The following is a 24200-nucleotide window of genomic DNA, read 5'->3' on the forward strand; positions in this document are numbered from 1 at the left end:
TTATTTATTTTTGATTTTCCAAATCCTTAATTGAAAAAGCAAAGAAATATTGGTTTAGAAAATAAGGGGATAATCAGTTGACATGTGGTTTATTACCGAGATTGATTGTTCTTGCTTTGACAAGGATTGAAAGTGTTGGGGGCAGGGGATTTAAAAACAACCCTGTATTTACCTAAGGTAAATACAGGGTGTCCCTTGAAAAGAGGGTAGGCATATTACATTGTAAAACGGCTTGACTCTTCGTTTTCTTCTTCTTCCGTTTCTTCATGACTATGTTGATCTTCGTCTACTTTTTCTTCGCTCTCAGATTCAGAAGATGAAAATTGTGATTCTTCTGCTTTCTTCGCATCTGTTTCCGCTTCCAATTCGTCATCAACATTTAAGTTCATGCTTTGCATCAAGAATTGCAGTGCCAATAGACTCATTATTTCCGGGCTGCCATTCATAGTAGCAAATACTAATGTATCATCCGCCTGAATATCCATAACATGGAAGTGAGCGTGGCCATGAGGGCATGGCATGACCATGGCATTAGGAGTAAAACCAAAAAGAGTCAATATACTGCTTCTTGGTTGTTGATTTCCTTGCTGGTTTCCCTGTTGATTTGTTTGTTGATTATCTTCTTCAGAACGTCTTTCAGTTTTTGGTGAAGCGGTGGGGGTTAAAGGCATAATCATTACTCCTAAACTAAAATTAAATCCAAAAAATACTGCCCAAAAAAGATAATCTAAATTAAGAATCTATCTTTTCGCCGACAAGTTTACAATTAATTTACAGAGTTTGGTAGAGTAATTAAACAATTTTTTCGTATTGCAATAAAAGACAAAATTATTTTTACATTGAGTATGAAATCTTTAAAAAATGAATTAAAATGTTTCAATATGATGCTAAAAACAACAAAAAATCTCTGCTTAGTTATTTTTTATTATACTTAAAGATAATCATCAAGAGGAGATAACATTTTGGCTGATTCCAAATCATCAATTCAAAGTATTTTGGAAGTAGATAAACGATTTGATGAAAAATATTATAATTATTTAATTAATGATAATTATTTACCTCCAGCAGAGGCCGCAGTCATAGCCAATGGATTATCTATATTTAAAGAAGAGTTTGAGAGTGGAAACTTATTCAAACAGATAGAAGACAATGATGAGTCTTTTAATCATGAACAAATTCTTCAGTATTATTTAGAGTTAGCTCTTACTTGTGGGCGCCTTGATATCATTCAATACCTTATCGATGAACTACATGTTTCTTTATCCCAGGAAAAACTATTACATTTTTTATTTTTGCACAGTCCTTATGAAGGAAATAAATATTCTCAAAACATGGTAGAAATTTATAATTATTTGAAAAATAAGAAGGAAATTAAAGACAATAATCAGCTGTTAGAAGAGATTTTTTTAAGGGAAGCTAAAGAAGGTCATTTCAACGCAGTAAAAGCGATTATAGAACTTAATATTATACCTGATATCAATGTGACCGACTCTGATGGGCATACGGCATTTTTTTACTGTATTTTAGAAAGCAAGAAAAAGCGATTTCCCTTTAATCCTAAAGAATTAGGAGATGAGGATTTTGTTTTATCAGTTCGCGATAAAGAAATTCTTGAATTGATGAATCTGGTTGATGCAGCCATTTTGGCGATGGAAAATCGAGATGAAGAAAAACTGGTGAAAATCAGGAAAGTACTTGCCGATTCTATAAATAAAATTCCTGAGACATTGATAGAGGATTGTTTGTCGCGAGCAATTGAGTTGAGCGATGTCAAGATGATTCAACTTCTGTTACCTGTTTGTAATCCTGAGCTAAAGTTCTTGATGTTAGGTAAGGTTAACTCTATTGAAGTCGGTATGCTACTAATAGAGTATTTTATAAGAACCGGATTTGTTGTACCCGAAGCAAGAAGTTTGGAAGGTTATGCGCACAGGTTAGGGTTAAATGAATACACCGCCGGTGCTGAACAGACAAATAGATTTTTGCTCCATGCAGTCAGTAAATATGCCAATCAGACAGATAATAGTGAAGATTTCAAACCTATTTTAAGGGCACTACAAAAGACAGTGTTATTAAACGCTATTTTGAATGTGGAAGTAGTACGAAAAATTTTATATCAAACGTATTTGGAGGGCGAACCGTTATTGCTTACTGCAGGATGGACTCAACATGGTGTTGGTTTGTCCATATTTTTTGATAAAAATCTAAATAAAACTTATATTGTATTGTCTAACCGAGGACAAGGAGGAATAACTTCGTGTCTTACTGAACATGATTTAATTGAGAAAGAAGCTTCAAAAGCTGGTTCAGTTATCTATGAGATAAACGGTAAACTGGATGAAGAGTTTTTCTCTCATTTTGAAATAGGTGAAAATAAATTGGGTCTTTTTCGATATGGGAAGAAATCATTTGAAAAAGATATCAGGAAATGTCTTAAAGAAGCACGGATTTTACAACCTTTTATTTTTGCGTCCGCACAGAGCTACGCCACCTGCGGTTATGTTAATACGAAACAATCCATACGCGGTTTATTATGTGTTTTTGGTATGACAAGAGGCGATTCTTTTAGTGAAGAGTTAATTGATAAAATGAGTCGTCAATATAAAGAATTTACAACACATGATAGAAATGTAGCTTGTTCGGAGTTAATTGAAGATTTTCAGATGAAAATCAAGTTTGCTTCCAAGTATATTTTGAAAGAGTATCAAAATTTCATTGTCAAATTGATTTTATCGCATTGCACGTCCGACAAACCAGAAGACATGGAGCGAGCCAAACGATTGTTTGCAGTTTTACCAGAAGATATACAGGAAAAACTGGTTTACCTGATACCTTGCCATGTCGTAGCACACAAAGCGGATAAGTCATCAACCCTTCAAAACCTGAGCCTCTTCAAACATCACGAAGAATCTTCCTCCCAAAATGACTGTTTTTTATATAGACCGGTTACAGTAGTTGCTGATTCCGTGGATAACTTACTGAATAAATATCATGAGATGAATACACTGCTTAAATTTTTAGAGTCTCAGGGCTATACAGAAAAAGATATTCCCAAAATTGTTTTGGAAAATAATTCAGTACGTATTCATACAAAACCTGATAGAGATTTTAAATATAAAGTAAAAGATCTTTTTCCCAAAGATATCCAGGTTGTTAATGTACAAGGAAGATATGAATTTATTCTCAAGGATTTGCAAGAAGTAAATTGTGTGTTAAACAACTTAAAAAGCAAGACTTCCGATAACCAAACCGATTCAGATCTTCGGATCTAGGACTTGATAGAACATTTGTTTAACTGTTTTATTCTTCATGTGAATCTTTGATACAGCTCTTAAGTGCGACTAGGAAGCAATATTTTAAAGAATTACATAAGGATCCCTCATGAACCCCTACCAACAATTAGAACAACATTTTAAAAAATATTACGATTTTGAAAATTTAGCAGCGATTGTTTCCTGGGATGAGGCGACGATGATGCCAATAGGTGGTGGTCAGGCACGGGCGGAAGCTCTGGCAACCTTAAGTGCAGTGCAACATGAGTGGTTAACCAATAAAAAAGTAGGTGATTGGATAAAACAGGCAAAAGATTTACAAGGTTTAACAGTATGGCAGCAAAAGAATCTTTATTGGATTGAAAAACAGTATCAACAAGCAACCTGTATTCCCGCATTATTGATTGAAGAGTTTACGAATGAATCTTTGATATGTGTTCAGGCATGGCGAGAATTACGGGCTAAAAATGACTGGTGCTCATTTAAACCGTACTTAAAAAAGTTATTTGAAAAAGTAAAAATGATGGCTGATATTAAATCACAACGATTTAATAAGCCATGTCTGGATGTTTTAATTGATGAATATTCTCCTGATTTAGACTGTAAGACCATAACTCCTGTTTTTAATGCTCTGAAACAAGAAATACCTGCCTTTATTCCCAAGATTATCGAAAAGCAAAAAACACGGAGAATTAAAGCGATTTCAGGTGATTTTTCTGCTGAAAAACAAAAACAACTTGGAATTGAAATCATGTCCCGACTGGGGTTTGACTTTAATCATGGCCGATTAGATGTTAGTCATCATCCGTTTTGTGGGGGTATTTCAGATGATGTTAGAGTGACTACGCGTTATAACGAACAGGAATTTTTATCTTCCTTAATGGCAATTACCCATGAAACAGGTCATGCCCTGTATGAGCAAGGCTTGTTAAAAGAATGGAGTCGGCAACCTGTTGGCCATTCATTAGGGATGTCTGTGCATGAGAGTCAATCCTTGCTTATTGAAATGCAAATTTGTCGAAGTTTGGACTTTATAAATTTTTTGGCTCCTATTGCAAAAAAATACTTCAAAGAAGCTCAAAATATAACCGAAGAAAATCTTTATTTTCATTGTACGAAAGTACAACCTGATTTAATTCGTGTTGATGCAGATGAAGTGACTTATCCGCTGCATGTAATACTGCGTTACGAAATCGAGCAACTATTGTTTTCTTCGGAGATTACCATTGATGAGTTACCAGAGGTTTGGGATACCTTCATGAGAAAATATTTAGGCTTGTCAACCAAAGGGAATGACAAAAATGGTGTGATGCAAGATGTTCATTGGCCGTCTGGAAATTTTGGCTATTTTCCCGCTTATACTTTCGGTGCGTTAATTGCCGCTCAATTGTTTTCGGCGGCCAGAAAAGCTATCCCTGATATAAATGATCAAATCAAATTAGGTGACTTTAAATCGTTGTTAATTTGGCTTAGGGAAAATGTTCATCAAAAAGCAAAGTTATTTTCTTATCAAGAGTTATTGCGTCAAGCAACAGGCGAAGAGTTAAACCCGCAATATTATTTAGCGCACATTAGAGAAAGGTATTTATAGAACAGGGTAAAGTTAGATAAAATTTGTGGGTTGTGTCAATTTAATCAAGGGGTTGTCAGATGTTACTTTTTAGTTTAGCAATGTCCAAACACAAACTTACTTTTACTAAACTGTCTGAGTGTATGGAATATTTAGAACTTGCCGCAAAATGGGCAGAAGACGAATGGGGATATATTCGTAATAAAGGGGTAGAGTTTCGTAAAGAGGTTTTATCTGATTTAAAGGAGCATACCTATATAGGTACCTTTAATGGGAAACCCATTGCTATGTTTGTTTTGTTCGATAAAGACATGAGCCTGGAATTGAATACTGGAAAGTTTAAACCGCCGGTCGTGAGTGAGTTAATGTATGTCTATATTGATAAATCTTATCGAGGTCTGGGTTTTGGAAAGCAAATTATTGATGAAGCGAAACGGTTAGCTCAATATGCACAGTCGGAATACATTATGTTAGATACTTTAAAGCCTTGCTTGAACCGATTTTATGAAAAGAGTGGGGCAAAAGTGATTGCAGAAAATCAATTGTTTTCGCACCCAACTGATGTATTGACAATAAAGATATAAGCTGTGCTCTCTGTCGTGTTTAAGTAATGATCTTTTTATATGGACATGAGCATATTATTGTGCTTAAGTAATCTCATGCTCCATGAAGTAAAATAATTGGCCATTAGAGCGCCTTTCTTTTTGGTTAATTATTTCTCTTTCATTCTAAAGTCAAATGCATTGTCGAACCGCTTAAGGTGGAGTATACCCTATAAAGAAGGGGGAGGAGGCTGTATTTTTTCTTAATTGTTTTATATAGCACCTGTATAGGGATTTTTGGAGTGATGATATGGCATTAAGTAAAGAAATTCAGAGTAAAAGTTTAAGCTCATTAATCCAAAAATATGCCAAACAACTTAATGAAACAGACAAGAAACTCATAGAGCTTATCAATAATCTCGCTGCAACAGATGATATTCCTTTGTATGCCCAAAACCAAAATGTTATCGATTTGTTAATTAAAACCATTAAAGACAGCTATTCTGAACAAAATCCAGATTTGGAGGGAACTTCTTATTTCATTTATGGATTGATAACTAAAGAGATGGAGGCTCAATCTGAAATAAATCGCCAAAGACATCTTATGCAGGGACGTTTTGATGAAACAGCATTGCATTTAAGAACAGAGCGTGATCAAATGCAAGACCATGATATGACTCTTCTCATGCCAAAATCTCAAGGTCGTATCGTTGTGATGGCAGTTCTCAATCGTCATGATCCTCATTCCGCTAATGCGATTATAGACACTTTGGCAAGTGATGTATTCAATCCCGAAGTTCATCACATTATGATACCTGTTGGACCTGGACATTGGCGAGGGGTCTATTTAAGCAAATCGCGAAGGAGTATTAGCGATATAGTTTATGATCTTGAATTATTTGACCCTTATGGGCCTGGGGGTGCTGCTGTACTTGATGATTATGTACTGGATTTATTAAACCGATGTGGAATTCCCAAAGAGCTTGTGAACATCCGTCATACGGGCCCGAAACACCCACAAGGCGATGCTTACTCTTGTGGGGATTTTACTTGCGCCTATAGCCATAAGAAAATGAAAGAATTTGGAGCTCCAGAGGGTAGTTATAATCCAATTCTTATCGATACACTGGACAATTTAGGCAATGTAGATAATGTGCTTCGCATGGCAACACGTGAAGAAACGCGTGCTCTTGTTGAAAAAGACAGGGGAAGACAGCACATTCATCCTGCCGTTCAGTCTATGCGGGCTGCAGATAAAAAAGAGCCAATATCGTCTATTGACAAACTTAAAGCAGGAGGAAAAGGGATATCCTCCGAAATTGAAAATGCTAATAGATCAAAAAAAACAACTATTCGGCAAACTGTTAAAGATAAAGAAAGTCAATTATCACCGGCTATGCGAACAGGTCTTTTTATAGGTGGGGGTACATCCGCCTCAGGAGGAGTAGGGGCGATTGTTGGCGGACTCATAGGTTTTTTCCTTTTGCCAGGACTGGGTGTATTAATGGGAACGATAGCGGGAGCTTTTATTGGTGCAGGAGCAGGTTTGTTGATATCAGGTATTATAGCCAGTGTATTTTGGAATAGAACTCCATTAAATATTATAAAAAACCTTGAGAGTAACACCGAGATTCAAGGCATCGATTTAAAATCAGGCTCTGCGGGTAAACCTGATAAAGAATGCTCAGAAAAGGACGAGGAGCCTATGCACTGTCCCCCTTTATTTTCCACTCCCACTACGCAAGAGAGAGCTGCATATGATATGACCGATGAATTGAATTCAATCGGTCCTAAAACTTAGTAAAAACCAGTCAAACATTTATTCTATGGATACTGCTGTCAAGCAGAGGTGAGTGGCAGTGAGGATGAATTATTAGCACACCCTATAAAAGTTTCAATCCAGCATTTGTGGGCATTCTTTTAACTATAGGATTAACGTGCTAATATAAATCATTTAATATAAATTGTGCCCGAATTTCATGAAGCTGGAAAAATACTTCCCCTGGTTAAATGAGGCATGGCAATCTTACTCACTTTGCCGCTCTTCTCTGTGGTGGCCTTTAAGCTATCTTCTATTAACACCACTTGCTGTCTTTATTGTTTTTGGATTAATTATTCCATTAGGGTTAAATCAGTTGGGTTGGGTTAGTTTTGACCATGCGTTTATTAATTATCCTTATCTTTTGCTAGTAGCAGGGTTACTTTATTTGGCTTTTTTCCCCTTTCTCGATGGACTATACCAGATGATTAAAGCCCATCTGGATGGCAAGCCTATCAACATGAATACTGAGGATATCGATTTTATTAACCCTGGTACTTCCAAAGTAATGGGCATATCTATGGGCCCCATTTTATTAACTATTATTATCATGGAGAAAGTTGGTTCTGTCTTTAAACCTTTTCAAGCATTGGTGCTGTTAGCCTATGTATTGGCTATTTTTACGCCTATTTTAACTGTCAACAACCCGGAATCACCTTTGAAAAAGGGATTCGAATGCATGCAATTTGCTCTTGCCAATAAAAAATTGGTAAGTAAGGTTTTGGGATTACGTCTTTTGATTCTTCTATCCTTGTTCTTTCCCTGGATTATTATAGGGATTACTGGTGAGCATGTCATTTTAAAGGTTATTACCATCATGGCGGGAGTGCCTTTATTTTTTTATTCTTTAGCTAAATTATTGCCTTTTTACTTCTTTTATCCAGCCTATGTTTATCATCAGGCAAAACATCAAAACAGGTATGAGAATGTTTCTCATGGATAACTGGCTCCTTTTCTAATTTTAAAAATTCACTGTCTGATTTTCGGCTTCACCATTTTAAAGAAGATTTATAATAATTAGTAAGAAAGCTTGTCAGGAATGGTGATGTTTGAAATTAACGATCAAAGAAAAAAGGAATATTATACTGCTCTGTTGAGTAAAAATACCTACTATGAAGGAGTTTTTTATGTTGGAGTGAAAACAACAGGTGTTTTTTGTCGACCAACTTGTCCTGCAAGAAAACCAAAATTGGAAAATTGTGAATTTTTTCATACCGCTCAAGAGGCTCTATTAGCCTCTTACAGGCCCTGTAAACGTTGTCAACCTCTGTCACATCCAAATCAAGTTTCTGATTTGGTCAAACATTTAGTTGAAGCAGTTGAGGCTAATCCTGAAAAAAGATGGAAAGACAGTGATTTTGCAGCATTATCAGTTGATGTTGCAACAGCAAGGCGCCAATTTAAGAAAAGATTCGGAATGACATTTGTAGCTTATGCTCGTGCCAGAAGAATGGGTATGGCAATGAAACAAATCAGAGAAGGTGATTTAGTGATTAATGCGCAAATTGATGCTGGATATCACTCAGGAAGTGGTTTTAGAGATGCTTTTACGAAGATTCTGGGAGCTGCACCTTCTCATTTTAATGAACAGAACAAAGTTTTTAAGGCTTCCTGGTTAGATACACCTTTAGGCCCTATGCTTGCTGTTGCAGATGAAAGCGCTTTATATTTACTTGAATTCGTCGATAGAAGAGGATTGGAAAGAGAGATTGAAAGGCTGAGAAATAAAACCAAAGCAGTAATTATCCCGGGAGATTCCCCAATCTTAAAGGCTATACAAAAAGAGTTGGAGCTTTATTTTTCGGGAAAACTAAGGCAGTTTAATACGCCTATCCATTTAATTGGCAGCCCTTTTCAAAAAAAGGTATGGCTCGCATTAATCAATATTCCCTATGGAGAAACAAGAAGCTACCTGCAACAGGCACAAGTAATAGGTAATCCTTCAGCTTACAGAGCGGTAGCCAATGCTAATGGTGCCAATCAATTAGCTATAGTGGTTCCTTGTCATCGGATTATCAATACTAATGGTGAATTGGGGGGATATGGGGGTGGTATAAATCGTAAACAGTGGTTACTCGATCATGAAAAACGTCATAATAATGCTATTGAGGTTCAAGAAAATGGTATCGAATGAGTACGGACTTACGATCTCCCCCGATGAGGTTTTTCGCAAGTCCTGTAAGTATGGTCTACTTACCATAAACTTAATTTATTGTTTCATCCCTGGTTTGCTTAAGTTCAATAAATCGGCTTGTAAAATTTCAGGTAATTGATGTAAAAAATTCTCATTCTCTATTAAATAGGTACAAACTTTTCTCATGTTGGAAGACAAACGTATTAAATCTATTGACTGTAACAAAGATCTGGCTTTTATGGATTTTTCATTACTATAACTGATAAGGTGATGGGCCTCACCAAAATAGGCATGAAACTCTCGAATTTCTTCTTCACTAAAACCTAAAGTATCTTTTGCTTGCTCTGCAATTTTAGCAATTTCTCTAACGGTATGATATTGATACTTATATTGCATTAAAAATAGCAGACCATGATTAATAGCATTTTCCAGCGTATTATCACCTGAAGCCGCAACGAAATGTTGCGGTATGTCATAGAGCAATTGATAGTCAGTATCATTAAGCATAATACCAGTAATGATGGTCATTTGTTTACCTTCAGGATTTAGATTTATTTCTTCTTCAGTGGGTTTTTGACCAGCGTAGTTATAGATAGTAATTGAGCGGATACCTGAATTTGCAAAAACGTTATGCCAAGGGAAATGTTTGTCAAACAATAAATCAGTGAACTGTGAGTAGCGTCTCCCTGTGTCTTCATCATAATAATTTTTCTTAAATAGATTTTGATAATTGTTTAAATAAAAAATGAGATTTTTTCTTTCCGCATTTAATTTATGGTTGGTGGCAAAAATACTGATGAATCCAAATATTGTATCGATATCTTGAAGGTAACCAGGAATAAAATGATTATTTTGTAAAAAAACGTTTGTTGTTTCTTGTGAAATAGGCTCTTCATCAATTTGACCTAACAATATATGTTTAATTCTTTTATCACTGATTTGTTGCAAAGCTTCTCTGGCTTTTTGAGGAGAGTTAAATAATCCCCCAGTTAATTTTAATCCGGCTTTTCCTGCTCCCAGTCCCATTATATAGACGCGATCAGCTTGATATCTTGATTTATCAATACGTTTTTCAGGATCTGAAACAAGAGATGGTTTGTCATAAGTAGCGTACAAATCAATTTCGGCTATAGTGATTGTTGGTGGTTTGTCTTTGCAAAACTCCTGGATAACCAGTTTATAGGAGGTATTCAATGCAATATCAATGATTCCAATAGTATGCTGTAACTGTTTTCGTAATGGTCTATTTTTTTGAATTTCTTGTCGTAAATCCTCATGACCATTAATGGAGTCGTGGATCAGAATCTTGTGTGCGACATTCAAACTTTCCAACTGCTTTTCTATATACACAGATTGGGGATTGCCCGGCTTGTGACTGTTGATAACAATACAAATCAATTCGGTCTCTTTTAAAACCGGAGTGTTATTTAAAAAAAATACAAAATCAAGCAAATGCCTGAAATCACCAATCCCATCGTGATGCACATAATTAAGCAGAGTAAGGCTTGATTGTGCTTGTTGAGAAAAGAATGTTTTATCGTGTGCCATTATTCTGCACAAACAGTAATCATATAATAAATATAGCCAATATTAGTCAGTAAATATCAACTAATTTAAAATCTTTTGATCCTGTGCTTGAGAGTTTTGGTTATGAAATCTGAAGTGTTCTCTGATTATTTTGCCCCAAGCACAGGAAGACGTGGGTTCTTTTTAGCAGGAATCTCATAGTAATTCATAAAATTTTTGCGGTGAATTACTGCTGGATTGTTTTTTGCAATATGTTCTCTTGTTGGAATTCTTCTTTCTCAGGTTTTGAAGAAAAAAATCGGTTACGCACAAATTGATAGGACGATTGAGTTATTTTGCTGCTTAATACACTGGCTCCAATAGAACTTGCCATCATAAGGGATGTATTAAGTAAATTAAAAGGAGAGCTTAATATCCCCCAAGCTATAATTGAACCTGTTGTGAGATAATTGACATTCGTTTTATCAAATCCAAAATGCTCAGTCAGTAAATATGTGCTTATCGGTAATCCCAAAGCGATTCCTGGTGAAGTGCCAATAGCGATTAGAGTTAAAGCTCTAATGCCTTGAGAAATCCAGTAAATCTGTTGCGGTGAATAATGATGATTTTTTAGATAGTCACTTATTATTTCATCGGTGAGAGTAAGCAGGAACGAAACAAGAATGCCTTGCTTTGCAGCTTCCAGCATCATTTGATATAACTCATCAGGAATAAGTCCACTCCAATCATTAGAACTATTTTCTTTTTTTTCAGAATGTCTTGTCTCCCTATTTGTGAACGGTGTTTCGGTTTTAATGCTTTCTTCTGAAATTTTAAATACTTGTTCGTAAATCTCGGGATTCGCTGGGGTTGCTTTGAAATGCAATGAATCAGGCCTTGTATAGCCTTGAGCTGGAGCATAGGGGTTATTCAAAGAGCATTGATCTGCCGTACAAAAGTAGGTTTGAGTTTTAGGAGGAGCAAAACTGTTTGTTTGAGGGACAAATACGGTATTTTGGTTATCTTCTTGTTCTTCATCTTTATTAATTAGTAAATGATTACCTCTTTTGGCGTACATTACTTTCTCCAAAATCAAAAAGGGTTTATGAATTGACAGCTTTATCTTTTTCTCTATTTTTTCCAGAGTGTTTGATGCTGGCCAGTACTTCTTCTGCTGCGCGTATCCCCGATAGATAAGCGCCATGCACAGTACTGGGATCTGTGGTTGAGGTAGCTTCTCCAGCAAAATAGAGACGGTTAGCTACAGGTTGAGCGAGAGTGCCAATAACACTCTTATCAACGTTTACCGGCAAGTAAGAATAACTGCCACGTGTGAATGGATCACTGCCCCAATGAGTTTTTTTATTTTTAACTGGTTTCGGGATGTCGTTTCCATAAATTCGTCTTAAATGTTGCATCACCCATTCGGTTAAATGTTCTTTTTCCATATCACGCGCCAGTTTGCCACTTGTAAATACGATGAGTACAGGTTTTTTTGTGTATTTGTAATAATTAAAGATATTGAATGCTTCTTGTTTATCTTGGGGCAGCATGCCAATCCATTCGCTGTCTTTATCCCAAAAAACCTTGTCGAATAGCAAATACAATTTCTCATAACTTCCCATCCCTAACTTGGATATCGCTGTGCGCTTATCCTTGGGCAAGTCGGGATGAAATTTGATTGTATTGGCTTTGAGCACGCCTAATGGTACGGTAATAATGACTTGATTGGCATGGTACTTATCATGTTGGGTGATGATGTCGACACCATCAGGTCCGTAATTAATTTGGCTAACTACTTGGTTTAAATGAATAGGAATATGCTGAGTGAATCGGCGGAAAAGTTGAAAATAGCCTTCAGGTACAAGGGCATTTTTTCCAGAAGCGATGGATGCCTCGGATACTGAATGGACGTTGCGTGATAATTTAGTCAAATTATCAGCAAATTCGTAAGTATAGATGTTTTCCAAGGCATAACTCAGTAAGGCAAGTTGCTCCGAGGTAAGTTTTTTTTGTTTTGCAAAGGTAGTTAGGTTTTGCGCAAACGAGATCATTTCACTGCGAGTTTGGCAATATCTTAAGAACTCTCTGGTTAAACTTGAAAACAAGCGTCGTGTCTGTTTTGATACTGGTTTCCCTTCACTGTTATATAAAGCATAATTGGTCAGCATAGCTACTGGATCAGAGTTGCTATAACTATTGATAATAATCGACTGTTTGCCAATCAACGGCATTAATGGGTTATTTTCAATGGCATGAATCCAGGATGCTCCCAAATCAGTGGCGAAACCCCAATCATAGCTGGTATATACCCTGCCTCCAAGGCGGTTTTTTGCTTCAATAATAAGTACTTTTTGCTGTGCATTATGTAAATGATGCGCTGCGGTTAATCCGGATACTCCAGCACCAATAATTATTGTGTCATAATGATGATCGGCCCAAGACGATTTTATAATAGAGACTAATGTGAACGCGCAGATAATTTGTTTCTTTGCTAAAAGCAAACTGGCAAATTTTATTATTGATTTATAAGACTTTTTCTGTTTGCACAATTTTTTGATGCAAATAAACTGTAATAATTTGTTTTGCATGTTTTTCTTCCTACATCGCTATTTTAATTTATAGGTTTAGCCGGACAAATTGATTTGCCCAACCAAGCTTCGCATCTAACCTCGACTGGCTAGAATTTTGTATTTGCTTGGCTGCATGCGAGTGCACAAGATTGAATTATGACGATCAAGTCGAGAAAAAAGTCTGGTATGACACAGTAAATCCTTGTTATTGAATTGATGCATATTAAAAAAAGTATCAATATTTGTAAATAATAATCAGCATAGCAATTAACTTGTCTGTATGAAGCATCCAGTTATTTGGTTTTTATCTAAAAAATGATGTCTAGGCAGGATGAATTAATTTTGTTGATATACAATTAATGTAATTCTCGGATTTTTTTAATTTTAGAGCATAGTAGTCAAGAGTATAGAGTTCATGAAAAATAATAAATCCTCATGGTTAAAGTGGGTGTCAGAAATTCAGGCTATTGCACAAAATGGCTTAACTTACTGTGGAAATGAATTTGACAGGGAAAGATATATAAGGCTCAGAGAAATCGCTGCTGAAATTGCTGCTTTGAATTCGCAGAACTCTTTTCAGCAGATTAATGAAACTTTCTCAATAGAAAGAGGCTATGCAACTCCCAAGTTAGATGTTCGGGCATTTATTCTCAAAGAAAATAAACTATTATTAGTTCAGGAAAGAGCGGATTCTCTATGGACGCTTCCTGGAGGGTGGGTGGATATCAATGAATCACCCTCTGAGTCTGTTATAAGAGAAACAAAGGAAGAAACTGGGTTTGATATATCAGTGATCAGGTTATTGGCTCTCTGGGATAAACAAAAACATGATCATCCCCCGCAATGGCCGCATGCATATAAATTCTTTTTTCACTGTGAAATCATATCAGGAGAAGCAAAAGAAAACTTGGAAATTTCTAAAATTGATTTTTTCGAGGTCAGCAAGTTACCCCAATTATCAACTCATCGTGTTACAAAGAATCAGCTTGAGAGATTATATGAAATAATATTTTCTTCGGAAAAAACTTTGTTTGATTAATTAATCAAGGAGTTTTCCTGTGCTGGTGATAGGATTCTGTATGAATAAATGTGAGAGAAAAAATGCGTATAGCTGTGTCAGGAACACATTCAGTAGGTAAAAGTACTTTTGTTTGGGATTTTATAAAAGCGCACCCTGATTATATCAGAGAGGAAGAACCTTATCGGGCATTGCGTGCTAATTACAATATTAAATTTGGTAAGGATTCAACTCGGTTTTGTAACGGGATTCAGCTTTACCAAAATATCAGCAGGGTCAAACAGTATCCTAATTCCTCCAGTAAAGTCATATTTGATCGTTCGCCCGTTGATTATATTGCTTATTCCTTATATACCGAAAATTACCATAAAACGGACTTGGATATGGCATTTGTGGAAAGTTTAATTGAACCTGTAAAAGAATCATTGGAATTTATTGATCTTTTAATATTTGTTTCCATCAATGAAAAGCACCTTGTAGAAATTGAAGATGATGGTATTCGTCCACTTGATGAATCATATCGTTCTGAAGTAGATGCTTTTTTTAAACAAATCTATTTTGAAAATAGATATCAAATCATGCCAATAAAGAATACTCCCAAGCTTGTTGAGTTGTGGGGATCACGAGAAGAGCGAGTAGAAAAAATTTCTCAACTATTAAAATAGCTATAAAGTGGAAAATGTTATAGCTATTCTTCAGATTGTGTCTTTTGTCTCTCAGTTATTCATTATAAATTTATTTTAATGTTTGCTTTTTTAAAGATTGTTATGTACTGTAAAAAGACAGTATATGTTCTGACTTAGGCAGGGAGTTGGTTTTGAATATCTTCTGGATTGTAAGCTCCCACTAAGTAAGTTTAAGTGTCTTTATGGAAAAACAGACTCTTGATGCTTTGAGCAAGTACTGCGGTGACATAATGGCTATTAAGGGAGAAGAGCATGATGAGAATGTTTAGTACTCGTAGAAACCCTTCCACAATAATGCGCAAAGATCTTTCATTAACTTCCCGCCCCTTACTACAGGTACCTCTGCTTAAGAGTGCCGTTAACCCTCAAAGTACTTTGAAAAACAAAGAGTTATCGGAACGTAAATATACTGAAACTTTACCGGATTCAAGGTTTTTTTCAAAATTAAAATTGGCAGAACAGGATCAATTTAGTCACAGAAAACGTAAGCGATTTAATTATCAAAAGAATTTTAGTGCGGCACTTTCTTTGCCTTACTCAAGAAAAGAGTTAGATGTAAATCGGGATGAAAAAGATACACTACTGTCAATGGTGAAACAGTATGTCATTGAACATGCTAATCGACGTGTTGACTTATTTTTTTATACATTGATAGCTTATTATAATACAGAAATCGTTCCAACAAATGGTTATACCGACCTTCAACATGGTAGGGGGCGTAATACCAACAGAGGCAGAAGTATCACTGAGGCCTGCCATAGCAGTCTTATTCCATCATTACTTGATAGTACTATCTATCAAAATAAGGGAAGCTTAAAACATAAAAGTCTTCTTTCCGGAACTCACTTCCTGGACAGTTTGAATGCAACGGTAGAATTACCCCCCTTTGTAAATGATTTCGATGATATCCTGGAAAAAACTTGCAGGAAAAAATGCCTGAAAATCTTGCATGAAGTATCACTTGGAAAAATCAATCCGATAGAAGGTTTAACTCTTTTCCTAAAAATGATGCAGGATATTTTGAAAAAATTTAAACAGGAAGCAGAAAGTGAAAGTCAATCTGCACTGTTGCAGAGTTCTTTGATAAGGAAAAAATTCATAAGCCCGAACCTGATTGATTTGGTTATTGATGGCACATTATTAACCACATTTTCGGACAGCACACAGAGCGCTTCAGATGATTACATTCAACTTTTACTTAGAATGACATCAGAAGAAAAAACGTTTTGCGAAACGGATGAAAAGGGCAAAGTCGAATTGTATTTGGCAAAAATAATGGAAATACAAAATGAGATTTTGACATCGAAAAATGGTGAGTTTGTTCCTCGATATTAAGATGGAATATTTAAATTTTCATTTGAAATTTGATGCCAGGTGAACTCTTGTTTTAACAGATACTCACCTGCCAACTAGTGATTTCTGGCTGTGCTATAATTTAAAAAGTTCTTATTTAATAAGGGATTAACATGTGCTCAATTGGAGAGTATTTGGCAAAGCGGCTGGAGGAATTAAATATTTCTGAATATTTTGCTATACCGGGTGATTACAATCTTATTTTACTCGATGAAGTCCTGAAAAACGAAAAAATAAAAATGATTAATTGCTGTAACGAGTTGAATGCAGGATACGCTGCTGATGGCTATGCCCGGGTAAAAGGGGTCTCCGCTTTATTCGTTACTTATAGTGTGGGTGGACTTAGTGTTGTTAATGCGGTTGCAGGAGCGTATGCCGAAAATCTCCCCATTTTGGTTATATCGGGTGGCCCAAATACTAATTCCATACAGGATGCTGAAATTCTCCATCACACGCTGGCGACTGAAGATAATTTGTATGTAAGAGACATTTTTTCTCGAATTACTGCCCATGTCGTTTGTATTCGAAAGCCAGAGCAGGCTGCCATGCAGATAGACGAGGCTATAGCAATCGCAATCGCTAAAAAAAAGCCGGTCTATATTGAAATAGCGTGTAATATTGCTAACTATCCTATCTCCAAGCCTACTCAACGCGCATTTAACACCTATAAAATTAGCGACAGTTCGTCTCTGGCTGCAGCAGTAGAGCATGCTGCTGAAAAATTAAACTCCGCTCTAAAGCCCAGCTTGATTGTAGGTAGTAAGGTTAGGCATTGTAATGCAATCAATTCTGTCAGCGAGTTGGCAAAGTGTACTGGATATGCTATGGCGGCTATGCCCGATGCGAAAGGATTTATCTCAGAACAGCATCCTAACTTTATAGGTATCTATTGGGGACCAGTCAGCTCTTCTGGATGCGCCGAAATTATCGATTCCAGTGATGCCTATCTGCTTATTGGGCCTAATGAGAATGACTATACTACAGTTGGGTATGTATGGGGAATTAACCCCCACAAATCAATAAAGACCACCAAGGGAGGGGTTATTATTGGTGAAACAGTTTATACCAATATCTTCATGAATGATTTTCTCAGAGAATTAAGTAAAAAATTAAAATTTAATGATGCTTCATACAAAGCTTATAAACGAATTGCTGAAGAAACTGTCGTTTATCCAGAGTTAGATCAACCAGACGCTCCATTAAGCAGCCGTTATTTGTTTGGTCAAATTCAGAAAATGCTTTCTGACAAAAAAGCTTTGTTGGCTGAAACAGGGGACTCTTGGTTTAATTGTATGCGCCTGTCTTTGCCTGAAGGTTGTCCTTTCGAAATTCAAATGCAGTATGGTTCTATTGGTTGGTCAGTAGGTGCTTTGCTAGGCATGCAGGCTGCTTTGCATAATCAAAAAAGAGTGATTGCCTGCATAGGAGATGGTTCATTTCAAATGACTGCCCAGGAAATATCAACCATGATACGTTACGGGTATAAACCAATTATTTTTTTAATGAATAATGCTTGTTACACTATTGAAGTACAAATTCATGATGGTCCTTATAATGTCATTAATAATTGGCGTTACGCTGAACTGGTTAATGTATTCCGCGGGGAACAGAGTAATGCAAAATCTTTTATAGTTAAAACCAACAAGGAACTACTCACTGCAATTAAACAGGCAGAAAAAACAGAAGCGCTTTGTTTTATTGAAGTGTTCCTAGACAAGGATGATTGCAATAAAAACTTGTTGGAGTGGGGCTCAAGAGTGGCAAATTATAATAGCCGTCCTCCTCGTAGATAGATCTTGGGTAGGAATTATAAGAATTGCCTACCCTGATATTAATGATTTGACGTGTTTTTATTTGGAGCCCAGCTCTATTGAGAAGGCAATGGCCAGCTTTGAAAAGTTAGCTATATGTTCCAGATTCAAAAAGTCCATTGTATCTGAAGAGCTGCCGATATAGGGGTTAAGGTTTTTAAAGTCAGATTCAACTGCATAGGTTACGGGTATATTTTCTTGACTCCAAGAAATATGATCACCGCATTCGTAATTACACTGCGAAAAATTAACTGGTGTATGGATGTAATTTTTTATTAATTTTGCAATATATTGGTTCAGATCATGGTTTGTATTGTCGGTAAACACCCACATGGTTGAATCATCTGAGTTAGCGCGAAACCCTGTCTTGTTGAGTTGCAGTACGGCTTTAACAGGAATAGATTTTTCTTGAAAATATTGGACTACGTATTGAGACCCTGCCAAATTCCTGTCACTGGCAGCATACCAGATAATATAAATCGGATGCTTGAATTTCAGCTTGGAGGCTAACAAAACACGAGTGCTTTCCATAATGGCAGCAGCACCACTACCTTCGTCAGCACCAGGCATGTATCCATCTAAAGTATCCATTGGCGCACCAATGACTATAGCGGGTGTTTTCAGTTCTTTACCAATGACTGTCACCAGGGAAGGTTGTTTATACCAGCCGGCTTTAACAAAAAATGTGGCAGTATCGCTACGATTGTACTCCGTTATCATTGCATCAATCTGAGATTTTAACCAATTCGCTGCAGCCACTCCTGTGTCCTTGGTTGCAGAACGATTGCTGTAGGATGTCAAGTGGTTTAATGTCTGCCAAATGTTGTCAGCAACTATCTCTTTTATTACGGCATTTACTTCTTTTTGGTGTTTGATCTCATAGATGGTTTTGTTTTCTTGAGATTTTTTAAGGGCTTTTAATGCGCTGTTTTGCAGAATGTTCTCCGCTGATTTTCTTTTGGCGGTCAACAGGGTATCAGAGAACTTATCCGTTACGTCGATAAAATCACCACAATTTACTTGTTCTGCTAAAAGAGTCATATTTTCAATATCGTTGCCAGGCAGATCAATGATTTTGAATTGCTCATTTTCAGCCAAGACATCATGTGCAATAGTCATTTTTGCAGCAAGGCATTGAGGTACTTGTAATTGAGCATGAACTGGATGCGGTGTTCCGAAAATAGAATTACTCACTAATACAATATTTGCAGTAATCCATGTCAAGTATTCAAGCATTTACACTCCTAAACAGCTGTAGAATCTATATCGATTCATGGGTAAAACACATTATTTTAAGTATTAAAAAATAATTTTGGAGAGTTCGTTATTTTTTCTTCCCATTGTAAATGACTAATTCACTTGTCATGTGTTTTATCTCCAAAATGTTGTGGGCAAATATACTACAAAATTGGCAAAATTAACACCTTTATTCTTGAAAAATTTCTCAGTCTTTAGTTGGTGAATATGAAGTTTATTTTATCTGATGAGGCAATCATAAGCTCATTTGCTGGTTTTGCTTTCATCCTGAATAAGTTTGCACTTAACTCAATGCAATAATTGAATTGATATTCTTGATTAAAAATCATTTTAAGTTTATCTATAGAAAGAATAAATTAATCAAAACAATAGAGATAATAGTGGGTCATTCCATTATCAATAAAAGGCGAAGTATAAAAATAATTCTGATGATATTTTTTGGAATAGTTACATTTGCCAAGGCTTATGCTTATTCCCCAGATACCAGCAATCCAATACAGATAAATCGTTCTTCAGGTGAAATGAACTCCAGGCATCGTGGAGAGGTTATTGTACTAATTCATGGATTAATGCGTACCTACGTGAGTATGAAACCATTAAAATCATATCTGGAAGCTCGGGGATATCAGGTCTATTTGTACAAATACCCCTCCGCCAAATACAATATTCAAGAGCATGGAGTGTATTTAAATCAATTTATTGCATCAATACTCGAGAATAATCCGGCAATAAAAATTCATTTTGTTACTCATAGTCTTGGTGGCATTATTGTAAGGGAAGCGTTATCCAAATTGCCTCAGAAACAATTAAAACACGTAGGTTATCTCATTATGTTGGCTCCTCCTAATCAAGGCTCTAAGCTGGCAAAGTTATCCATTAAATTATTTCCGATGATTACCTACTTCATAAAACCTTTGGCTGAATTAAGTTCCGAGCAAACATCCTATGTGCACCGTGTTCCTGTACCTGATATCAAAATGGGGATAATCGCTGGGCGGTTTGATGCCAAAGTTCCGCCAGACTATGCTCGTTTGCAGGGACAAACAGAGCAAGTCATTATTAACAATACCCATACTTTTATTATGTATGATTCAAAAGTAAAAAAACTTGTTCTGAGTTTTTTAGAAAAAGGGAAGTTTGAATAGTATTTTTGGGTTTTAGTCAGGGGCTAATATTAGCTTATGAAGTATGCTATCTAGCTTTTGTAGTCTATTATCCAGTCATAAATATTGACATCATAATTAATTATTACTAGATTGTATATATATTATACAATATGATTGGTAATATATATGAAAGAATTAATGGCTTTTATTCATGATCTCTATGAGGATCGTACTGGGAAATCTGTGAAATTTGAATCCAAGAGGAGGGATCTCATTGTATCTCCTTTGATGAGTAAAGACGATGCCCAGGCATTATTTAAATCATTAAAACAAATACTCCCTGAAGAGGCACGATTAAAGGTACGTGAGTCAAAGCAAGAGCCAGGTCAGTTTCGTGTCGTTCTTTTTAATTCTGAAAAGATTTTTTCGTTTTATGCCAAGCGTGCTGCTGAACTGTTAAATCGATTTAGACCATTACCGATATCTACTTCGGAAGAGAAATATTACAAATGGGAATATAATCCTTCATCAAAGCTAATAGAATACCGTGTTACTTTTTCTGTTCTCGATCTTGATAAGAAAGAGAAAGCTACAGATACTGATGAGATAGCTAAAGAATTAAAAGTGGCAGATCAATATAATAAGAAACTGCAGTTAACCTATCCTGGACTCACAATTCTTGGATGTAATTCAGACGATGGAGGGGATGACAGGTTTTTCCTGGCCTTAAATTATTCGCATTATAAAGCGATTAATAATCCTCCCAGTTTGCGCGATATAGGGATTGAGTTTTTTAGAAAACATACCGAGCATTATACCACAGAAGTTTCTAAAAATTTGCCAAAAGAGGTTACCGATGAGTTGCCTGATGCTAAACCGTCTTCTGCTAAACCTTCTTCCACTGGTAGCTAATTGTTATTGAGTATATATGGTTACAGGCGGAGAGAGACAGATTTTTACATTAAGCTTGTTATAAAATAAACGTGGATTTAAACTATGTTATTTTATATTCATCTCGGTTACGTCAATTGATTGGATTGAAAGATAGAGCTGACATTTCCTTTTGCTCAATTCTATGAAATATTCGCTTAGCTTTGTATAGTAGAGTTACATTCTGGTAACTAAATAGCTTGATAAAAACTGATACTTAAATTACAGAGGAATCAAAGGAAGAGAACATGTTTTCACCCAGATATAAGGGAATATTGTATTTATCTTTAAGCTCTATCATATTAAGTGCAGCCAATCCGGTTATAGCAAAACTGATCATACTTGGTAATGAACATTTGGTGAATGGCCGTAATCCAATATCCTTTTGTAACGTGCTTTTTGCAGGAAACCTTGTTGCCTTACTCACTTTAATTGTAATTCATTTTAGAGATCTCAAGAATTTTAAACCAGAACATTTAACAGGAAAAAATTGGTGTTTGCTCTCGCTCGCGGCTTTATTTGCAGGTTTTTTAACCCCTACTTTATTTTTCTTTGGATTGATGTATGCCAGTGTGATTAATGTTATTCTTATTTCAAATTTGCAGATCCCCATGACTTTATTGGCTGGCTGGATCTTTTTTGGTGAGGTGCCTAATACTCGAGTTACTGTTGGGGCTTTTTTGGCCACTTTGGGTATATTCGCAATAGTTTTTCTGCAGTATTGGTTAACTGTTTCAGTTAACCATGCTCCAACCCCTGGAGTTAAAACAGGTCTTCTTTATCCCTTTTTTAGTTCTATTCCTCATGTAGGTGAAATTTGCATTTTTTTAGCCGTGATTTCGAGTACTTCTTCAACTATTATTGGCTTTCATGCGCTTAGAAGATTGCCTGATTATGTATTTGGTATACTTCGAATGTTGCTAGGAGTAGTTTTTTTCTTTTTTATCGCAATTATTTTGTTTGGGTGGAGCCACTTTTCGGACTTGTTCTCACCATTTTTATGGAAGTGGATGTTATTTTATGGAAGTGTTATTGTTGCTCTGCGATATTATTTTGATATGCTAGGCACGAAGTATGCGAGTATTGCCGAAATAGCGATTAGCTCATCATTAGTTCCCTTAATATCTATAATTTTTACCTATTTTATTCTGGGAGAAGTTCCAGGTATTTCTCAAATCATTGGGGGAGGTTTGATTTTATTCGGTATATATGTTGCATTAACCGGGAAATTACAATCCCTTAAGCAAACCAAAGTTTTAGAAAAACCTTCCGGTTTTTCTGGTGTTTAGAATGTCTATTTTACATAAAAGCCTTACTTTTGCTAATATCTTCATATAAGCAAGAAGTAAGGCTAATGTTTAACTGCGTTAATCAGTATCTATAGCAACGCAATTGTCCCCACATGTTACGCCAACAGCCTGGATGTGCAGGTGCCGGGGTTGCAAAGGCACCTGGATAGTTTAGAACACAAGTACCATTATGAATGGCCCTGTGATAACCTTCCCCGCATCCCTGAGCCGCATTTGCCACTGATGTAAAAGACACAGCCATAAAGAGAAGGCTTGTCACAGCAGCATAACGTAACACCCTCGAAAAACACATGGTATGCACATTCATTGTACTCTCCTTATATTGCTTCAATTATTTTTTAGCATACAGCATAAGTATAGAGTCAATTTTTAAATTATGCCTAAAATATGATCATAATTTTTGGTTGGTGATCTTTAGACTCTATAAATTAATCCATTCTTTATATTCCTTGATGCACTATTTTGATGTACACAGCTATTCACTTTATTTGAAATGGATTCAAATGATGAAATAGTGTACTGATAATTATTAGCTTAAATTCAGAGAAGATTAATCATTATAAATTCTTGCTGACAGCAGGATAATTTCCAGATCTGAACTACAATAAAAATAGCTGGACAGATAATTGAGTAGGAAAATGGATCGCTTTCAAGATCGTTATCAAGCTGGACAATTATTAGGAGAGAAGCTTAAGCCTTACGCGAACCGAAATGATGTCATAGTGCTTGCACTACCTCGTGGAGGAGTGCCTGTAGCTGCAATGATTTCAGAGGTAATAAATGCTCCATTGGATTTAATGATTGTTCGCAAACTTGGTGTTCCCGGGCATGAAGAATTAGCTTTTGGTGCTTTGGCCAGTAATAAAATAACAGTTTATAATGAAGAGTTGCTGCAGTATTTACAACTTTCTCAAAAAGACATCAATCAGGTCATTTCTCAAGAAGAAAACGAATTAGCAAGGCGGAATAGAATTTATCGTGGTGACAAACCTTTTCCCGATTTAAAAAATAAAATCGTAGTCCTGGTTGATGACGGTATTGCCACAGGAGCTAGTATGCGTGTTGCTGTTCTTGCTTTACGTAAGGAATCACCTAAAAAGATTATTGTGGCGGTTCCTGTAGCACCTGAGGATATGAACGACATAATGAAAAATGTTGCGGATGAATATGTTTGTCTTATATCCCCCCTGTCTTTTAACGCTGTGGGTCTTTGGTATGAGGATTTCTCCCAGACAGAGGATGAAGAGGTATTATATTTGCTTAATAAATCATACGGTAGGTCATTATAAAAATAACAAGTTCTGCTGTTTCAA

At 36.1% G+C, this 24200-nt stretch carries 20 protein-coding genes; 14 read left to right on the forward strand and 6 right to left on the reverse strand.

All coding sequences use genetic code 11. The features are described 5' to 3' along the window. Positions 1-215: 215 nt before the first annotated feature. Positions 216-671 carry a hypothetical protein gene (locus EL201_RS06065; protein WP_027221385.1) on the reverse strand — a complete coding sequence of 152 codons (456 nt, stop codon included), beginning with the start codon at positions 669-671 and terminating at the stop codon, positions 216-218. 291 nt (positions 672-962) lie between these two features. On the opposite strand from EL201_RS06065, the gene EL201_RS06070 reads away from it, so the two are divergent. The 6 genes from EL201_RS06070 (at position 963) to EL201_RS06095 (ending at position 9337) form a co-directional block, all read left to right on the forward strand. Then, positions 963-3272 (forward strand): hypothetical protein, encoded by a 2310-nt coding sequence (locus EL201_RS06070; protein ID WP_027221386.1) that lies wholly within the window; start codon positions 963-965, stop codon positions 3270-3272. Positions 3273-3381: 109 nt separating this feature from the next. Continuing rightward, positions 3382-4863 (forward strand): carboxypeptidase M32, encoded by a 1482-nt coding sequence (locus tag EL201_RS06075; RefSeq protein WP_027221387.1) that lies wholly within the window; start codon positions 3382-3384, stop codon positions 4861-4863. A gap of 59 nt (positions 4864-4922) precedes the next feature. Beyond that, positions 4923-5426 (forward strand): GNAT family N-acetyltransferase, encoded by a 504-nt coding sequence (locus EL201_RS06080; protein WP_027221388.1) that lies wholly within the window; start codon positions 4923-4925, stop codon positions 5424-5426. A 241-nt stretch (positions 5427-5667) separates the two neighbouring features. Continuing rightward, complete coding sequence (locus EL201_RS06085; RefSeq protein WP_080272895.1) at positions 5668-7185, forward strand: DUF456 domain-containing protein; 1518 nt, start codon at positions 5668-5670, stop codon at positions 7183-7185. A gap of 178 nt (positions 7186-7363) precedes the next feature. Next, entirely contained in the window at positions 7364-8146 is a 783-nt protein-coding gene (locus EL201_RS06090) for a hypothetical protein (protein WP_027221390.1), read from the forward strand. A gap of 102 nt (positions 8147-8248) precedes the next feature. Next, the gene (locus tag EL201_RS06095; RefSeq protein ID WP_032828816.1) at positions 8249-9337 is read left to right on the forward strand and encodes a bifunctional transcriptional activator/DNA repair enzyme AdaA; all 1089 of its coding nucleotides are present in this window, start codon (positions 8249-8251) and stop codon (positions 9335-9337) included. Positions 9338-9412: 75 nt separating this feature from the next. Here the strand turns inward: EL201_RS06095 and EL201_RS06100 are convergent, their stop codons facing one another. The 3 genes from EL201_RS06100 to EL201_RS06110 all read right to left on the reverse strand — a co-directional run bounded on the left by EL201_RS06100 (position 9413) and on the right by EL201_RS06110 (position 13434). After that, entirely contained in the window at positions 9413-10885 is a 1473-nt protein-coding gene (locus EL201_RS06100; protein ID WP_027221391.1) for a hypothetical protein, read from the reverse strand. Positions 10886-11090: 205 nt separating this feature from the next. Further along, a complete protein-coding gene (locus tag EL201_RS06105; protein ID WP_080272897.1) occupies positions 11091-12047 on the reverse strand; it encodes a hypothetical protein in 957 nt (318 codons plus the stop codon). Continuing rightward, positions 11947-13434 carry an FAD-dependent oxidoreductase gene (locus EL201_RS06110; RefSeq protein WP_027221393.1) on the reverse strand — a complete coding sequence of 496 codons (1488 nt, stop codon included), beginning with the start codon at positions 13432-13434 and terminating at the stop codon, positions 11947-11949. Before EL201_RS06110 ends, EL201_RS06105 begins: the two co-directional genes overlap by 101 nt. A 397-nt stretch (positions 13435-13831) precedes the next feature. On the opposite strand from EL201_RS06110, the gene EL201_RS06115 reads away from it, so the two are divergent. The 4 genes from EL201_RS06115 to EL201_RS06130 all read left to right on the forward strand — a co-directional run bounded on the left by EL201_RS06115 (position 13832) and on the right by EL201_RS06130 (position 18266). Beyond that, entirely contained in the window at positions 13832-14455 is a 624-nt protein-coding gene (locus EL201_RS06115) for an NUDIX hydrolase (protein ID WP_027221394.1), read from the forward strand. A gap of 62 nt (positions 14456-14517) precedes the next feature. After that, the gene (locus tag EL201_RS06120) at positions 14518-15099 is read left to right on the forward strand and encodes an AAA family ATPase (RefSeq protein WP_027221395.1); all 582 of its coding nucleotides are present in this window, start codon (positions 14518-14520) and stop codon (positions 15097-15099) included. A gap of 273 nt (positions 15100-15372) precedes the next feature. Then, entirely contained in the window at positions 15373-16455 is a 1083-nt protein-coding gene (locus tag EL201_RS06125; RefSeq protein ID WP_027221396.1) for a hypothetical protein, read from the forward strand. Between the two features lie 131 nt (positions 16456-16586). Then, positions 16587-18266: a thiamine pyrophosphate-binding protein gene (locus EL201_RS06130; protein WP_027221397.1), complete on the forward strand. Its 1680-nt coding sequence runs from the start codon at positions 16587-16589 to the stop codon at positions 18264-18266. Positions 18267-18323: 57 nt separating this feature from the next. On the opposite strand, the gene lapA is transcribed toward EL201_RS06130, so the two are convergent. Next, positions 18324-19520, reverse strand: coding sequence for an aminopeptidase LapA (gene lapA / locus EL201_RS06135; RefSeq protein ID WP_027221398.1), 1197 nt, complete (start codon positions 19518-19520; stop codon positions 18324-18326). Positions 19521-19921: 401 nt separating this feature from the next. On the opposite strand from lapA, the gene EL201_RS06140 reads away from it, so the two are divergent. From EL201_RS06140 to EL201_RS06150, 3 genes are all read left to right on the forward strand, one after another. Beyond that, on the forward strand, positions 19922-20686 hold the full coding sequence (locus tag EL201_RS06140) for an esterase/lipase family protein (protein WP_027221399.1): 765 nt from the start codon (positions 19922-19924) through the stop codon (positions 20684-20686). Positions 20687-20833: 147 nt separating this feature from the next. Then, complete coding sequence (locus EL201_RS06145) at positions 20834-21559, forward strand: hypothetical protein (protein WP_027221400.1); 726 nt, start codon at positions 20834-20836, stop codon at positions 21557-21559. A gap of 266 nt (positions 21560-21825) precedes the next feature. Continuing rightward, positions 21826-22866: a DMT family transporter gene (locus EL201_RS06150; protein ID WP_027221401.1), complete on the forward strand. Its 1041-nt coding sequence runs from the start codon at positions 21826-21828 to the stop codon at positions 22864-22866. Between the two features lie 82 nt (positions 22867-22948). Here the strand turns inward: EL201_RS06150 and EL201_RS06155 are convergent, their stop codons facing one another. Further along, positions 22949-23194 (reverse strand): hypothetical protein, encoded by a 246-nt coding sequence (locus EL201_RS06155; RefSeq protein ID WP_027221402.1) that lies wholly within the window; start codon positions 23192-23194, stop codon positions 22949-22951. A gap of 331 nt (positions 23195-23525) precedes the next feature. Between EL201_RS06155 and EL201_RS06160 the strand changes: the two genes are divergently transcribed. After that, a complete protein-coding gene (locus tag EL201_RS06160; protein ID WP_027221403.1) occupies positions 23526-24176 on the forward strand; it encodes a phosphoribosyltransferase in 651 nt (216 codons plus the stop codon). Positions 24177-24200: the final 24 nt, after the last annotated feature.

The organism is Legionella pneumophila subsp. pascullei (assembly GCF_900637585.1).
GTDB lineage: Bacteria > Pseudomonadota > Gammaproteobacteria > Legionellales > Legionellaceae > Legionella > Legionella pascullei.